Raw genomic sequence first — 15954 nt, forward strand, 5'->3', positions numbered from 1 at the left:
GGAAAGGTTGGGATGAACAGCAAAGCCTTCCAGACACAGCACTTGGTTCGGACAATTGCCGTTTTGGCTTTGCTCCTGAGTCCTCTGGCTGCCAGAAACTCGAAGAAGCCAAACGAAGCCGATGCGAAGTTTCGCGAGAAACTGGCGAAAGAAAAACAAGGGGAGCACGCACTCAGCCGCCTCAGCTTCGGCCCCCGGCCTCAGGATCGCGAAAAGCTCCGGAAGCTCGGCCTCAAGAAGTGGATCGAATTGCAGTTGAACCCGACTTCGATCCCGGAGAATCCTGAGCTGCTCGAAAAGCTCGCGGCGATGCCAACGCTTTTGCTGCCGATGGAGGCATTGCTCGTCCAATACCCGACTCCCCAGATTCTGACTGCCTTTGCCGCGGGAAAAATCACGCCACCTGAAAACCCCGAACTCCGGGAGACCTACACCCGGCTCAGTGCACGTTACAAGCCTCGTAACGAGGAAAGCAAATCGGCGGCGGAGTTAGAAAACGAAGCCAATCAGAAAGCCGCGGCAGAGCGGCGGCGCCGGATCGGCGTCATGAGTACGGAGGAGCGTAACGGCATTCTGCGCAGCACCGCTCCCCAGCAGGCGATTGCGGGAGAACTCACCGAGTCGAAACTCTATCGAGCCGTGCTGAGCGAGCGGCAGTTGCACGAGGTACTGGTCGATTTCTGGTTCAATCACTTCAACGTCTATCTCGATAAGGGAGCCGACCACTGGCTCACCACCGCTTATGAGCGCGAAGCGATCCGGCCTTTTGTGCTCGGCCACTTCCAGGAGATGCTGCTGGCAACAGCCGAGAGTCCGGCGATGCTGTTTTTTCTTGATAACTGGCAAAGCGTCAGCGAAGCGCCTGCAGACCGGCCGCGGAAAACGCAGTCCAAGCGGCCGGTCCGGGGCCTCAACGAGAACTATGCACGCGAACTCATGGAATTGCACACGCTGGGCGTAGACGGCGGCTATACCCAGAAGGATGTGCAGGAAGTGGCCCGCTGCTTTACGGGCTGGACGATTGAGGAGCCCAACCGGTTGGGGAAGTTCAAGTTCAACGAGCGCGTGCATGACAAGGGCGAGAAGCTTGTTTTAGGGGTCACGATTCCGGCCGGCGGGGGTATCGAAGACGGCATCAAGGTCATCGAGATTCTGGCCAAGCATCCTGCGACGGCGCGATTCCTGTCCCGCAAGCTGGCACAACGTTTTGTGGCGGACGAGCCTCCCAAGGCGCTAGTGGAACGGATGGCTGCCAGCTTTCTCAAATCGGAAGGAGACCTCAAGGTGGTCATGCGCACGATGCTGAATAGCCCTGAATTCTTCAGTGCGGGCGCGTATCGGGCGAAAATGAAGAGTCCGCTCGAGGTGGTGGCAGCTGCGCTGCGGGCGACAGAAGCGAAGATCACGAATGCCGTGCCTGCCTCCCAGGCCATCGCCAACATGGGCCAGCCGCTCTATCGCAAACAGGAGCCCACTGGCTATTCGAATAACAGCGAGGAATGGGTGAACTCAGCTGGACTTTTAGCGCGCATGAACTTTGCCATCGCGCTCAGCAACAATAAGATCAACGGCGTCAGCATCGATAAAGATCGCTATGCCGAGATCGCCAGAAGTACCGGCGCGCCCGAGGGACAGCGCCGCTAGAAACAGGAGTCAGGAATGGCAAGCAGAAGAGCGTTCCTTCGCCGTTCGGGAATCGCCATGTTTGGCATCGGAAGTTCGCCGCTGTGGCTGCAACGCGCCATGGCCGTCAACTCAAGTAAGAAGATCCTGGTTGCGATTTTCCAGCGTGGAGCCGCCGACGGACTCAATATCGTCGTGCCGCACGGAGAAAACGCCTACTACAGCGGACGCCCGAGTATCGCGATTCCGAAGCCTGGAGCCGCGCCTGCTTCTGCGGTGGATCTGGACGGATTCTTCGGCCTCCATCCAAATCTGAAGGCGCTCAAACCCATCTTTGACGAAAAGAAGCTGGCCATTGTTCACGCCTGCGGCAGTCCGGACCCGACGCGCAGCCACTTCGATGCGCAGGACTACATGGAGAGCGGCACGCCGGGCCTGAAGGCGACGCGCGACGGCTGGCTGAACCGGGCGATTCCGCAGGTGGCGGGGCAATCGCCCATCCGGGCTGTTTCCGTCGGTCCGGTCTTGGCCCGCACTCTCCGGGGCAACAATGCGGCGGTGGCCTTGAGCAGTGTGCGTGGCTTTCAAGTGCAGGACAAGAAGGCAGGCGACGACTATATGAGCCGTTACGCCGCCTCGGTTGACACGCAACTCAAAGGCACGGGCCGCGAGACCTTCGAGGCAATCCGTCTGCTCGATGCACTCCGCAAAACGGAGTACAAGCCTGCCAATGGCGCCGTCTACCCGACGGGCCGGCTGGGGCCGAGCCTGAAGCAGATTGCGCAGATGATCCGGGCCGATGCCGGGCTCGAGGTTGCCTTTGCCGATATCGGCGGTTGGGATCATCATGTCAATGAAGTGGGGGCGACGGCGCTCGATGGTCCGCTGGCCGGGTTGCTGCGGGAATTCGGCGATAGCCTGGCGGCGTTTTATCAGGATCTGGGACCGCGCATGGACGATGTGGTGGTCGTGACGATGAGCGAGTTTGGCAGGACGGCCCGAGAGAACGGCAATCGGGGCACAGACCACGGTCATGCAAACGTGATGTTCACGATGGGCGGGGCGATGCAAGGTGGCAAGGTCTACGGCCCCTGGCCGGGCATGGAGCGGGAACAACTCTACGAGGAACGGGACCTGGACGTCACTACCGATTTTCGTGATGTTTTAAGTACTGTCGTGCAGCGCCATCTGGGGCAGCCAAGTCTGTCCAAAATCTTTCCCGGCTATCAGCCCAAATCGTTGCTGCCGATCTTTGGCTAAACACCGGCTAAGATGCTACGCAATTCTCGGAGCAGCGGCGCCGGGAGATGCGAGTTCAACTGTTCCAATCGCTCTTGTAGCAGCACGACTGCCGCAGCGTCCGGTTGCTCAAAGCTCTTGTTATAGGCTCCGAACCAGGCCATCAGAAGCTTTGTTGCGGAGTCAGCCAGAATCAGGTCTTCCGCCGCAACGGCATCGAGATAGATCGCAAGCTGGCGCCATTTTCCGATCCCTCGAAACAGCGTGATCACGGTGCGGGAAACTCGCGGATCAGGATGCATTCTGACAGCGGCCCACACCGTTTCGGCCGGCCTTTCGACACCCCGCAGCAGAGTGCGGGCGGCCTCTCTGGCTACCAAGGGGCGATCGGTGGTGACCAGACGCAGCAACACTTCGTGCTGGTCTTCCAACCCAAATGCTTGGATCGCCACCACCACTGCCTGCCGGACACGGGCGAGTGGATGCCCGATCTTCGATAGAATCAGCGCCGCGTCGCTTCGGTCGCCCGTCTCCACCAGTCCACGGATCGCAATAGCAGTGTGCCGGGAATCCTGCCCGATCGCCGCTCGATAGACTGCCGCTGCATCCGCAAACAAGGCCTGGCAGTCCCTCCGGATCGAGGCAGACACATCAAATAAAAAAGGCCGCAGTTGTTCCCTGCTGGCGGGGGACTCGGCACGAAACGCTTCAAAGGCAATCCTCCGAATGGGTCCAAAGGGGTCCTGAGCTGCCTCATGGTGGAGTACGCTGCAGTTCTGGAAGGCCCAGCTGCGAATCCCGGAATCCCGATCGGAACTAGCTGTCCGATACAGCTGATCCGTTGCGATGGCAGGGTTGTCGACGGCGCAATGGAAGCTGCGTGCCCGCACGCGCCGCGAGGCTGCATGACACCCGGCCCGCAAGGCGGCAGCGCATTCGGGCGCATGGAGGAGCGCCTCAATCGAGGTGTCGAGGGATAGCGGGTAGCGGGAGCTGTGAGAAAGAAGATCGAGCAGACCCAGGCAGTTCACGATCGGCTGACTGTAACTGGCCGTGCATTTTCGAGCGAAAGCGATTGCTGCCGCATGGCGTACCGCAGGCACCCAATCGACCAGTCGAAGCATCAGGAACGGAAGAGTGCTTTCGGAGGGGTCTTCGTTCATCTGCCACAGCGCCTTCTCCCGGATGAAGCCATTGCTGTGGCAACTTAAGAGGGCAAGAAAAAGGCGATCCTCCGGCAGCGTCCAGTCCGCCGCACCAGGTTCTGGCGAAAGGTCATGCCAATCGTTTAAGTTGCTCCAGCGATGGCGGAGCAGATCATCCAACTGGGGCAAAGCTTCGAGTGGAAGCAGCGCAAACAGCTTGCCGATGGCGAACCGGGCCGCAGAACGGATCTCGTCCTCCGCAGCCAGGCCAAAGGCCAAGATTTCGCCGATGGCAGCGGCATCGTTTGATTCACCAACTTGCGTGAGAAGATCGAGAACCCGGGCATTACTACGCCAAAAGCGCGGCGGCGCGGGCTTGGGACCGAGTTCTGAGAGCAGTGCCGCTGTTCCTGGCGAGAGCCGAAATCGTTGCGACTGCCGCATCCTGCCTCAAGCGTAGCAGCGTATTTCGAAGATGCGCGCCTCCTCGACGCCGTTCGTTGCCGTCACGTGGACACGCACCGCCTCGGCCTCGACCGGCTGAAACTTCACGCGATTCAAGCGTTGGTAGTTACCCTTCACCGTTGCCACGGTCTCCCAGCCGCTCGTGCCCTTTTTACGCACCAACACCGAGTAGTCCTTCACCGTCTCCGGCTGGGGCATGCGCGGCGTGTCGCGGGCAAAAGCGTCGTTCGCCGTCAGAAAGAGTTGCCGCTGGAAGCCGGAATCGAAAGTGAGTTGGACTTCGCGCAGCGTGCGCGGCTGCTCGAACTTGCACTCGATCCAGGCACCTTCGGCACTCATCGGTCCGGCCCAATGATGGGCTGGCCCTTTGGGAATATCGCGCGTGATCCCGTCGATCACCAGCTTCGACACCGCCTCGCCCAGATCGCCAGAACTGGACCAGGTTGCGCTGCGGGCCAAATCGCTCGGGTCCTCATTGCAGAAGAGTTCGCCGGGCTTGCCCTTGATCGTCTGGTCGTCGCGCAGCAGACGCTGCTGGAGGGTCTGGATCAGGTTCTGATCGGCCACCACTTGGCGCGGCAGTTTGCTCTTCTCGACACAAAGCGCGGCTGCTGTACCGACAGCTTGCCCGATCGTGGCGCAGGTGGCCATGACGCGCGTCGAAGTAAAAGCGGCGTGCGTGGCGCTGATATTGCGGCCTGCCATGAACAGATTCGCGATGTTCTTCGAGTAGCAACTGCGCAGTGGAATCGGGTAAACCTCGGGAGTTCGCAGATTCGTATTTGGAGGCAAATCGGCGCGATCGAAGCCACCCGGCGGATGATCATCCATTGGCCAACCGCCCATCGCGATCGCGTCGGGGAAGCTGCCACTCATCAGGTCGTGCTGGGTCAACACATGATCGCCGGTGAGGCGGCGGCTGCCGCGCTTGCCGGGCATCATGCCGATCCAATCGAAGGCATAGTTTGCGCTGTTGGTGTGATTGCCGCTGTTCTTGATGTAGTCCCAGACGCCCATCACGATCGAGAGTAGTTCATAGCGGATCAACTCATTGTCACGGATGATGTCTTTGTTGCCGCCCCACTCGATCCACCAATAGCCGTACTCCCAGTTGTCTACTTTCCGGAAGCGAAGGGTTTCGGGAGTCACCTTGCGGGCCCAGGCCGGGGCCTTGAAGGGCATCGGCTTGTTATGGAGCCGCGAGGTGAAGAGAATGGAACTGCCCAGGGTTTCCTGGTCTGCCTTCTCGGGCGCCAGGCTTTCGTTGTACTCGGAACGCTGCTCGCGGCCCGTACGGAAGGCCGCACCAGACTCGAGCGCGAGGCGGGAATCGCCCGTCGAGTCCACAAAATACTTCGCCGTGATGCGATAGATTTGCTCGCTCTTATCGCAGCGGGCATAGACTTCAGTGAGCTTGTCTCCCTGCACCTTCGCCTTGTAGAGAATCGTCTCCAGCAGGAGCGTGATGTTCGGCTCGCTGACCACCTTGTCGTAGAGGATGAAGTCCCACATCTCCCAGCAGCGCTGCGGGTTGTTGACCGCATCTTCGAGTCGAAGCTCTTCAATCAATCCGGACTCGCGCCAGCCCGGGCGTCCGCGATGGGAGTCCGCGCCAACGATGTGCATTTTGACTTCGCTTGAGGAGTTGCCTCCTAATCGCGAACGGTCCTGGATCAGCACCACCTTCGCTCCATGGCGGGCCGCGGAGATGGCGGCGCAAACACCGGCCACGCCTCCTCCAGCCACCAGGACATCACAATCGAGCGACACCAGAGACAGGTGCGGCTCCTGGACGGAACCGGCGTCTTTCGCATCCTTGCCCGGGGGCGCGATGCGATCGAAAGGCGGCCTCTGTTGGGCAGCAGGAAGCTGATCGGCCAACACCACAAGGCTATAGCTGGTAAGAAGATCTCGACGGCGCATCATAGGAACTCCGCCGAAAATTATTTCAGATTTCTTGCCCGTTGTACATTGAAGCCACCCATTTTTCGTAGCCGTTGTACAGCAAAGTGGGCCGCCGGCCCATCGTGGGAATGATCTGCTCGACTGCCTGCGACCAGCGCGGGTGCGGAGCCTTGGGGTTCACATTCGCGTAAAAGCCGTATTCTTTGGGACCTGCAGTATTCCATGTGGTGGCAGGCTGGTTGGCGATGAACTCGATCTTGAAGATCGCCTTGCCCCCCTTAAAGCCGTACTTCCAGGGAATAGCAAGACGGAGCGGCGCTCCGTTCTGGATGGGGAGCGGCTTGCCATAGAGACCGGTCACGGCAAAGGTGAGCGGGTGCATCGCCTCGTCCATCCGCAAGCCTTCGACATAGGGCCAGGGGAAGCTGGGAGCCTGTCCGATTCCCGGCATCTCACCCGGCCGGTTCACGCTGGTGAAGCGCACAAATTTCGCGCTCGACTTCGGTTCGGCCCGCTTGAGCAAATTGGAGAGAACGAAGCCAGTCCAGGGCACAGCCATCGACCAGGCTTCGACGCAGCGGTGCCGGTAGAGCCGCTCTTCGATCGGCATCGTCTTCTCGATCTCTTCGATTGAAAGCTTCTGGGGCTTGTCGCAGAGGCCGCTGATTTCGACGGTCCAGGGGCGCAGTTTGAAGTTGCCCACCAAGTCCTTCACCTTCTGCTTGTTGGAACTGAACTCGTAATAGTTGTTGTAGCTGGTGACGGCCCATTCCTCGGTCAGAGGCCGGTCGAGAGTGAATTCGGGATTACGAGTGGCGGCCGGAAGCGCCATGGGCAAGGCCGCAAGAGCCAGGAGTTTGCGCCGGGTGAGAAAATCCGTCTCGGGTGTCGCATCGCGTTCTGGAATTTGCCAAGATTTTGGGACTTTGATCAGCATCGGAACTCCTAGCCCTATGCTAATCTACGAAAGGTAGGGCCACGCTAATTAGCACCTCGCGGAGAGATGGCTGAGTGGTCTAAAGCAGCGGTTTGCTAAACCGTCGTAGTTCTAATAGAGCTACCGAGAGTTCGAATCTCTCTCTCTCCGCCACTTCCACACGGCGTCCGGGGTCCCCGGTACCGGCAGAATTCAACCCAAATCAACCATTCGGGCCCAAGGTGTATTCACCATAAGAGGAAAGCGCACCGATGTCCCCTTTCTCCGATCCTGAGAGCGTCGCCCGCTATGCGGAAAGCCCTGTGCGACAGGTTCCAGGCTTTCACGATCTCCAGAAGATGACTGGCCTCCTTCTCGCCGAACGCATTCGGGACGATGCGAAGGTGCTCGTGCTCGGCGCCGGGGGCGGGTTGGAGCTGAAGGCCTTTGCGGACCTGCAGCCCGAATGGAGCTTCTGCGGCGTTGATCCCTCGGCAGAGATGCTGGGTTTGGCCCAGCGCACTCTCGGTCCACTTGCTTCGCGCGTGGACCTCCATGAAGGCTATATCGATAGTGCGCCCCTGGGCCCCTTTGATGCGGCGACCTGCCTCCTGACCCTCCACTTCATCCCGGAAGACGAACGGCGGCGCACCTTGGCCGAAGTGCATCGACGGTTAAAGCCCAATGCTCCATTCGTCGTCGCTCACCACAGCTTTCCACAAGAGGATGGGGAGAACGCGAAATGGCTGGCCCGCTATGCCGCTTTTGCGGTGGCGTCCGGCGTAGCAGCCGCAAACGCGGAAAGAGCGATCTCGGCCATCAAAGAACGATTGCCTGTCCTGTCCCCGGAGCAGGACGAAGCGCTGTTGTGGGAGGCCGGATTTGCCAGCGTTGCCCTGTTCTACGCGGGTTTCACATTCAGAGGATGGGTGGCCTACAAGGCGTGATCGGCAAGATTCGCTTTTTGATCCTCTCTCATCGCATCCTCTTCCTCTCTTCGCTCATCTAGCAGAGCAATGGCCGAACTGATCGCTGGCTTCATTGATGTCTTTGCCGACACTCCTTTAACGGGAAACCCGCTCGCCGTGGTGCAGGGCGCTGACAACCTGACCGACGAACAGATGCGGCGGATCGCCGGTGAGTTCAATCAAGCCGAGACCACCTTCCTCATGCGCAGCACCCGCGCGGACTGGAAGTTACGCTCCTTCACCGCGAGCGGTGTGGAAGTCTTTGGCGCCGGACACAATGCCCTCGGGGCGTGGCTCTGGCTCGGAGAACATGGTGAGCTCGGTCCGCTCACGACGGCACGGACTTTTCAGCAGGAGATCGGCCCAGATGTCCTGCCGATCGAGCTTGTGTCGATCGACGGCCGCGTCCATGGCCGGATGCGCCAAGCGCAACTCCGCTTGTCGAGTCCGCTGGAAGATATAGGCCCGCTCGCCGCAGCCCTTGGTCTCGATCCAAGCGAGATCCTCTTGGAACCCAAGCCGCGTCCCGCCGATACCGGAGCAGCTCATCTGATGGTGCGTGTTCGCAATGCCGGCGTCGTCGATCAAGCGCTCCCGAATGCACCTACATTGCTCGCTGTCCTGCAGGGCGCCTCGGCAGAGGGCTGCTACATTTATGCCTTCGATTCCGATGCACCGGCTAAGGCCTATGCCCGCTTCTTCAATCCGACCGTTGGCCTATGGGAGGATGCGGCGACCGGGACCGCAGCCGGCCCCCTCGCGGCTTATCTTGCCGCCACGGGATACCTCGAAAACAACGAGATTGAGATCGAGCAAGGCACGAAAATGGGACGTCGCAGCGTTCTGCGAATCCGGCTCACGCCCGAGCCGGAACTCTCCGGGGTAGGAGTCGTCGTACTACGAGGCGCACTCTACCTTGGATGAGATGCAAAGGATTCTGGCCCGGGCAACGGTGATCGAGGAAGCATGCCGCCAGGAGACAAAGTACTGACCCTCCCATGAACCGCTTTGTGGTGATTTCCGGATCTTCGGGCGGTGGCAAGTCCACCCTTCTTGCTGCGCTCAACCAGCGTGGCTATGCCACCGTAGAGGAACCCGGACGCCGGATTGTCCAGCAGGAACTACAAACCGGAGGCTTGGCACTCCCGTGGGTGGACTTGGCTGCCTTTGCCCGCCGCAGCATTGCTCTGGCCCAGGCAGACCGTGCCTTGGCGAGTTCACGGAATGGGTGGGTCTTCTTTGATCGCGGCTTAGTCGACGCGGCAGCCGCACTTGATTTTGCCGCAGGTGAAGAGACACTCAAGGCAATTGGCCGCTTGTACCGTTATCATCATCAGGTGTTTCTGACACCACCTTGGCCGGAAATCTATGTGACCGATGCCGCAAGGCGCCATGATTTCGAGACCGCCACGTTCGAATATCGGCGCTTGCTCCAGGCGTACTCAAAGCTCGGCTACGAGGTGATTGTGCTGCCCAAAGTCAGCGTGGCCGCGCGAGCCGATCTAATCTTGCGAAGCTTAGCGCAATCGTCCGGGTAAGGCATCCTAGCGGTGGAGCGGAATCATTCCCGAGTCCACGGTGTTGCCCGATCGGGAAATCGTTTGGAAGTAGAACTCTTTGCCCACCACTTCGGCGATCAGAAATGCCTGGTCAGTATCGAAGCCTTTCGCAAGATTCGGGCCGGGCCGGATGTTGCCACGCCGCAGTTGTCCCGAGTTTCCCACCACAAAGTAGTGAATTTCCTTCTGCGGCTGGAGGCGTTCATAGAAGTGTTCATGACCGTTGAAGACCACAGCGACACCGTACTTTACAAAGATCGGTTCCAGCCTCGCCCGCAGGTCGAGATCGGGGCCATGGAATCGTCCATCGGAATAGAGCGCGTGGTGGAAGAAGCAGAACTTCCACGCGGCGGAAGACTCGCGCAGCTTCTCCTCAATCCATGTCAGCTGGGCCGGGTTCATATAAGTGCTGTCGAGTGCAAAGAACTCCGCATTGCCACTTTTCCAGTTGTAATAGCGCTTGCCGCCCATATGGAAGGGTTGGTAGTAAATCTCATTCGGATCATCATGATTCCCCAGAGACGCATAGAACTTGACTCCGTCCTCGAGCAGCGTCTTGTAAGGATCTTCAAACTTTCGCTTGAAGGCGGATTTCGATTTCCTGCCATAGATGTTGTCCCCCATCATCAGCACAAACTCGAAGGGGAACTTCGCGCGGGTCTTGGCCATCAGACTCCCGACTTCATACTGCGGCCGAGCCCCAGTCCCGTTGTCTCCGATAACGGCAAAGCGCAGCGACTTGTCTTGGAGCGGCAACTCGATCGCAGGCGGTTCGCCCACCACAATCGGCCCCTGCGCGAGCGACCAGTTACTCCACAGATCGAAGAGCGCCGTGTGATCCAAAGCACCTGTGAATTCTCCCAGCACGCCAGCGAGAAAGGTCCCTCGCGTCAACTTCACGGAAGGGCCGCCTGCAGGAAATCGACAATCAGATTCGCTTTTTCGTCGTACAGAAGCAGGGCCTGCCCGACAAGACGGTACTCCAGTTCCGGAGGAAGCGAAGGCAGATTCGCAAGCACCGTGGGAGGCATGGATTGGAGCGGCACTCTGGGGGGATAGGGTGTATTGATCTTCAGCACGAAGCTTTGCGGTTCGGCATGATCGAGGCTTCTCGCAATTCGAACGGCATTGGGGCCGGTCATGGCGAGCTTGAGCAAGCCGCGAAGTTCCTTTGCGATCGCCGGGGTGATCACATCCCCGGCCAAGGCATCTTTACGCGCAGCAATGATTCCCTTTGCCAGGCTCAGGCGCTGGCTGTGGAGCATCTCGACAGCCTTGGTTGGCTTCATCGGAGGAAGCTCGCGTTCTACCCTTTTGTGAATCGCCACATACGCTCGCACGCGTTGGTCGAAGTCGGCGAGCACCAGGCTGAGGGCGTTCTCTCTTGGTTGTGCACAGAGCGAAGCCATCGCACCGAGAAAGAGGATGAGCCTAAGCATGCAGTTCCGCCTCCTCGACCGCATCTTTCACCGCCTGCTTCACCACCACCTTTACGGCTGTCTTGACCGCATCGGCAACAAGGAGTTCCAGCGCCGCACCATCAATTTCAACTGGCCCGCCTCCTGGATTCATCTCGCGCACAATCTCGTCAATCCTGGGAGCCAGCGGCGCTAAACTTTGCACCACCACCTGCGCGGTCTTCTTTGCCACCTTACCCGCATGCACGGAGTGGGATTCCTGCGATTTCGCCGCCGGCAATGTAGGCGTTGACAACGACCAGTCTTCATCAAAGATTGCACAGAGGCGGGCGAGCGCTCCAGCGTCCTTGAAGATGAGGCCGACCTCGCGCCGATCCTCCAGTTCGGCCCGTCTCAGGCTCTGACTCCCGATGAAGGCCGTATGGCGATCCCGAATGATCGTACGCGTGTGCAGACGCATCGGAGTCACGCGCGCCTCCAGTTGCGTGCTCTTCACCCGGCCCAGAATCCGAATCGTAACGCCATCTCTCGCCCGCTGCTCCAAAAGACGCACCATCGCCAGATCATGGACGGCCAGGTCATAGATCAGTAGTTCCTGCTTTGCGCCTTTTAGAAACGCGGTGAGTTGCGGCCGGGCATTGACAGGGCTCACCACCAGGGCATTGCTCCCCGCCTCATAGGGCTGACGCTGGCCATCGGCTTCAAAGAGTTTCAACGCCTCCTGCACGATTTTGCGATCTTTGGTTGCGATGCCAAAGCTCCGGCTCCGATCGATATCGAGCCGGGTGTAGTTGAAGGCCAGCACAAAGAGTTCGCGGCGGTCGATGATCATGATCTTGCTGTGGTAGCGTGTGAGGTCGCCGGCAGTGCGCGCCACCATCACTCCCGCCGCAAGCAGGCGGAGCTCCAGCTTGCGGAGCAGGGCCTCGCCCGCATGGTTGGTATGGGCGATGAGGGCTCGCACCACAACCCCACGGCGGACTGCATCGGCAAGTGCTCCCTCAATCTCTCGCCGGTCGAAACGAAAGATGACAACTTCAATCGTTCTCTTGGCCCGTCCGAGAGCCTCCCAAATTGGTTGCAATCCATCGTCCGGTTGAACCAGGATCTTCATCTCCATTCCATCCCCAGCAGTTTCTGGTGCGTCATGGCACTTTGCTTGCAAGTGAAGTTCCGATGATTCTGATCCAAGCGGAGATCGAGACGAAGAAGCTGCGATTCGGCCGTTTTCGTGCCGTTTTCCTGATTTTCCTTGTGATGACGCTCGCTGCCTCCGATGCGGGTGTGAAAAAAAGGAAGAGTCATAACCCAGAAGGGAAGAATTACTCGGGCGGTCCGCCAGTGCTCTGGATCGATCCGTCCGACATCGCCTCACGCAACCTTTTCTTTGGTCCTGGAGGCGAACAGCACCAGCCGCGAGAGCCCTTTACTTTTCTCAAGGAGGATCATTCGGGGTCGAACCCAAAGTTCGATGTTCTCGACCGCGATGGGGTGAAGTGGAAGGTGAAGCTGGGCGCCGAGGCACGCCCCGAAACGGTCTCGACACGCTTTGTATGGGCTGCAGGCTACTTCGCCGATGAAGAGTACTTTCTCGAAACATTGAAGATTCAACACATGCCCCAGCACTTACGGCGAGGGAACAAGCTACTGGAAGCGGATGGATCTGTGCGCCATGTCCGTCTCAAACGGCAGCGGGAAGGCAAGGCAGAAGGCGACTGGAAATGGAAAGAGAATCCGTTTTCTGCAACGCGCGAGGGCAATGGATTGCGCGTCCTGATGGCGCTGCTCAATAACTGGGATCTCAAGGATGAGAACAACGTGAGGGTGGCGGAAGACGGCAGGCTCGTATATCTGGTGAGCGACCTGGGCGCCAGCTTCGGCACCACCGGGCTCACCCTCCCACTCCAAAATGCCCGTGGCAATCTGAAGGCCTATACGGAGTCGAAGTTCATCGCCAAGGTCCATGGCCAGAATGTCGACTTCGGCACTCCAGCCTCGGCGCCATGGATCTTATTTCTGAGCCCGGATTTCTATCGCAGATTCCAACTGCGCTCGATCGGGCACAACATCCCCCGGGAGGATGCGCGCTGGCTCGGCAATCTTCTCGGAAAGCTGTCTCCCGCACAAATCGGAGACGCCTTCCGGGCGGCTGGCTACTCGCCACTGGAAATCCAGCGCTTTTCTGAAATACTACTAAAACGAATTGAAGCATTACAAAGTCTATGAGCAAGACCCAGAGGATTCGTTGCTATAAACGACAGATGAGTTGTTTTCTGCCCTTGAAGCTCCTTTCAACGCTAATCGTTGCCGGGATCTTTGCCGTCCCCCTGCACAGCCAGGAAATGATCCCGCAACAGACAGTCCATTCCGAGGGGCATCACTGGCGCAGAAAGGTCTTGAACCCGGCCGGCTATCTCCAGCCTGCCATTGCTGGAGCTTTCCAGCATCTTCGCAATAGCCCGCGCGAGTGGGGCCAGGGTTGGGACGGATTGGGGAAGCGGATGGCATCCTCGGCGGGACGCCATGCCATCCGCACGACGATCAAATATGGCATCGGCACCTTGCTCCACGAAGAGCTGCACTACCAACGCTCGGAAGACACGGCCTTCAAGCTCCGTCTGCGCCATGCCTTGGTCAGTACGATCATCACCCGCAAGAAAACCTCTGGCAAGCGTACCCTCGCGATGGGAGAGATTTCTGGTGCGATCGGAAGCGGAATGATCTCCCGCTTGTGGCAACCGGTCCGCTTGCGGACCGTATCCAGTGGATTTGCCTCAGCCGGAATCATGCTGGGCAGCGATGCCACCTTCAATGTGGTGCGGGAGTTCTGGCCGGAGATCCGGCATCCGCGGCGGAAAAATAGAAAAACTCCTAGCCCGTTGGCGCCAGCGGCTCCAACACCGGGAGCTCTGGCGACTGAGCCGCAATGAGCTTCGCATAGACGCCCCCTGCGGCGACAAGCTGATCGTGACTTCCACTCTCGACAATAGTGCCGTCTTCGATGACGTGGATGGTATCGGCACGGCGAATGGTAGACAGGCGATGGGCAATGACGATACAGGTCTTGCCCTGCATCAGCCGGTCCAGCGCCTCAAAGACCACCTGCTCCGAGGCGGCATCGAGCGCCGAACTCGGTTCGTCCAGGAGCAGAATCGGCGTATTCCGAATGATCGCTCGCGCGATTCCGATGCGCTGCCGTTGGCCGCCGGAAAGTGTCTGGCCCCGCTCGCCGAGCATCGTGTCATAGCCTTCCGGCATCTTCTCGATAAACTCGGCGGCGTTGGCTTCTTTTGCCGCGCAGATCACTTCTTCCCGGCTGGCCTCAGGCCTTCCGTATGCAATGTTGTTCCAGACCGGCGCATGAAAGAGCAAATTGTCCTGAAGAACAAAACTCATTTGATCGCGTAGCGATTTTTGCGTGTACTCCCGGAGGTCAACCCCATCGATCTTGATGACACCAGAGACAGGATCATAAAAGCGCGGAATCAGGCTAAGGATGGTGCTTTTTCCTGCTCCTGTCGGCCCAACGAAAGCAGCAGATTGGCCGGGCTGGATGGTGAAGCTCAGGGACTTGAGAATCGGCGAGCCCGGCTCATAGCTGAAGGACACATTCTCGAAACGGATCTCCCCTCGGACCGGCCCCATCGTGCGCGCCGCCGGAGAATCTTTGACCTCCCGATCGATCTCGAGCACTTCGTTGATGCGCTGGTAGGCAACCGCCGCCTTCGCATAGGTATCCGTCATTTTCGAGAGCTCCTGCATCGGCTTGTACATCTTGCCAAGGTAGAAAACGAATACCACCAGAGACCCGGCAGAAAGCGTTCCATCGAGCACCAGCTTGGCCCCGAACCAGAGCACCAGCGCCGTACCCACCGCAACAATCATCTCGACCAGCATCACTAACATCCCCTTCAGGCCGCGTGCCTGCAGGGCAATTCCGATGCTTTCGAGACTTTCTTCTTCCAGCCGCTTTTCTTCGTAGTCCTCGCGGGCAAACGCCTTGACGACGCGCATCGAAGAGAGCACTTCCTGGATCACCGAAACAATCTCGCCCTCTTTCTTTCGTGCTTCGCGCGTGGCGGTCCTGATGCGGCGCGTAAAGCTGAAGACCACCAGAAAGAGCAGGGGAGTGATGGACAGCGCAATCAAAGTAAAGCGCCAGTTCAGATAGAACATCACCCCCACGATGCCGAACAGGGTGAGCAGGTTGATGATTGTCCCCAGAAAGCCCGAGGTGACAAAGCCCTGGATCGTATCGATGTCGCCCGTCGCCCGGGAGATCAGATCGCCAGTTCTCGCTTGATCGTGGAAGGATAGCGACAAGCGCTGGATGTGCGAATACAGCGTGCGCCGGAGAGAGTGCAGAATCCCTTGCCCCACACTGACGGTGATGTACCTTTCGGCATAGGAACAAAGCGCCCCCAGGGTGGCGATTCCCAGGGTGGCCACAACCGCAATCTTGAGAGTACCCACTGGATCGGTACCCACAAGGGAAGTGATCCAGTTGTTGAGCCAGCCCGCATCCATCTTCGATCGGATCACACCGTCAAGCACGATCTTCAGGGGCCAGGGATCGAGAAGATTCGCCACGCCCTCGCCCACCACCGCCAGCACGCCAAAGAAAAGCAGCGTGCGGTGGGGACGGAGCAGGTCCGCAATCGTAATGGCTTTCGCCGTGCTGTTAGAGTGCAAGCATCCTCAAAAGAGAGGAATCAC

At 59.0% G+C, this 15954-nt stretch carries 14 protein-coding genes and 1 tRNA gene; 8 read left to right on the plus strand and 7 right to left on the minus strand.

What is annotated here, in order from left to right:
• The first annotated feature begins 12 nt into the window (after positions 1–12).
• Together M017_RS0107235 and M017_RS0107240 are read left to right on the plus strand one after the other, a co-directional pair.
• Positions 13–1644, plus strand: a complete 1632-nt coding sequence (locus M017_RS0107235; protein ID WP_051669585.1) for a DUF1800 domain-containing protein — start codon at positions 13–15, stop codon at positions 1642–1644.
• A gap of 15 nt (positions 1645–1659) precedes the next feature.
• A complete protein-coding gene (locus M017_RS0107240) occupies positions 1660–2883 on the plus strand; it encodes a DUF1501 domain-containing protein (protein WP_035957709.1) in 1224 nt (407 codons plus the stop codon).
• Here M017_RS0107240 and M017_RS0107245 read toward each other — a convergent pair.
• The 3 genes from M017_RS0107245 to msrP are packed head-to-tail and all read right to left on the minus strand — an operon-like array spanning position 2880 to position 7314.
• Positions 2880–4451 (minus strand): HEAT repeat domain-containing protein, encoded by a 1572-nt coding sequence (locus tag M017_RS0107245; protein WP_031496947.1) that lies wholly within the window; start codon positions 4449–4451, stop codon positions 2880–2882. The genes M017_RS0107240 and M017_RS0107245 overlap by 4 nt on opposite strands.
• Before the next feature lie 6 nt (positions 4452–4457).
• Positions 4458–6398: an FAD-dependent oxidoreductase gene (locus tag M017_RS0107250; RefSeq protein ID WP_238325834.1), complete on the minus strand. Its 1941-nt coding sequence runs from the start codon at positions 6396–6398 to the stop codon at positions 4458–4460.
• A gap of 22 nt (positions 6399–6420) precedes the next feature.
• The gene (gene msrP, locus M017_RS0107255; RefSeq protein ID WP_031496950.1) at positions 6421–7314 is read right to left on the minus strand and encodes a protein-methionine-sulfoxide reductase catalytic subunit MsrP; all 894 of its coding nucleotides are present in this window, start codon (positions 7312–7314) and stop codon (positions 6421–6423) included.
• A gap of 60 nt (positions 7315–7374) precedes the next feature.
• Between msrP and M017_RS0107260 the strand changes: the two genes are divergently transcribed.
• The 4 genes from M017_RS0107260 to M017_RS0107275 all read left to right on the plus strand — a co-directional run bounded on the left by M017_RS0107260 (position 7375) and on the right by M017_RS0107275 (position 9799).
• Positions 7375–7467 (plus strand) — tRNA-Ser (locus M017_RS0107260).
• Between the two features lie 98 nt (positions 7468–7565).
• A complete protein-coding gene (locus M017_RS0107265) occupies positions 7566–8240 on the plus strand; it encodes a class I SAM-dependent methyltransferase (protein ID WP_031496951.1) in 675 nt (224 codons plus the stop codon).
• Between the two features lie 69 nt (positions 8241–8309).
• On the plus strand, positions 8310–9185 hold the full coding sequence (locus M017_RS0107270) for a PhzF family phenazine biosynthesis protein (protein ID WP_031496952.1): 876 nt from the start codon (positions 8310–8312) through the stop codon (positions 9183–9185).
• A 74-nt stretch (positions 9186–9259) separates the two neighbouring features.
• Complete coding sequence (locus M017_RS0107275) at positions 9260–9799, plus strand: AAA family ATPase (protein WP_031496953.1); 540 nt, start codon at positions 9260–9262, stop codon at positions 9797–9799.
• A 6-nt stretch (positions 9800–9805) separates the two neighbouring features.
• On the opposite strand, the gene M017_RS27465 is transcribed toward M017_RS0107275, so the two are convergent.
• Genes M017_RS27465 through M017_RS0107290 form a run of 3 tightly spaced genes read right to left on the minus strand, consistent with a single transcriptional unit; the run spans position 9806 to position 12352 of the window.
• Positions 9806–10720 (minus strand): metallophosphoesterase, encoded by a 915-nt coding sequence (locus tag M017_RS27465; protein ID WP_051669586.1) that lies wholly within the window; start codon positions 10718–10720, stop codon positions 9806–9808.
• Complete coding sequence (locus M017_RS29660) at positions 10717–11259, minus strand: hypothetical protein (RefSeq protein ID WP_031496956.1); 543 nt, start codon at positions 11257–11259, stop codon at positions 10717–10719. Before M017_RS29660 ends, M017_RS27465 begins: the two co-directional genes overlap by 4 nt.
• Complete coding sequence (locus tag M017_RS0107290; protein ID WP_162179854.1) at positions 11252–12352, minus strand: phospholipase D-like domain-containing protein; 1101 nt, start codon at positions 12350–12352, stop codon at positions 11252–11254. Before M017_RS0107290 ends, M017_RS29660 begins: the two co-directional genes overlap by 8 nt.
• A 62-nt stretch (positions 12353–12414) precedes the next feature.
• Between M017_RS0107290 and M017_RS0107295 the strand changes: the two genes are divergently transcribed.
• On the plus strand, positions 12415–13464 hold the full coding sequence (locus M017_RS0107295; protein WP_051669587.1) for a hypothetical protein: 1050 nt from the start codon (positions 12415–12417) through the stop codon (positions 13462–13464).
• 35 nt (positions 13465–13499) lie between these two features.
• Positions 13500–14168, plus strand: coding sequence for a hypothetical protein (locus M017_RS0107300; protein ID WP_155121291.1), 669 nt, complete (start codon positions 13500–13502; stop codon positions 14166–14168).
• Here the strand turns inward: M017_RS0107300 and M017_RS0107305 are convergent.
• On the minus strand, positions 14110–15930 hold the full coding sequence (locus tag M017_RS0107305) for an ABC transporter ATP-binding protein (protein ID WP_031496964.1): 1821 nt from the start codon (positions 15928–15930) through the stop codon (positions 14110–14112). The genes M017_RS0107300 and M017_RS0107305 overlap by 59 nt on opposite strands.
• Between the last annotated feature and the right edge of the window lie 24 nt (positions 15931–15954).

It is taken from the genome of Bryobacter aggregatus MPL3 (assembly GCF_000702445.1).
Taxonomy (GTDB): Bacteria; Acidobacteriota; Terriglobia; order Bryobacterales; family Bryobacteraceae; genus Bryobacter; species Bryobacter aggregatus.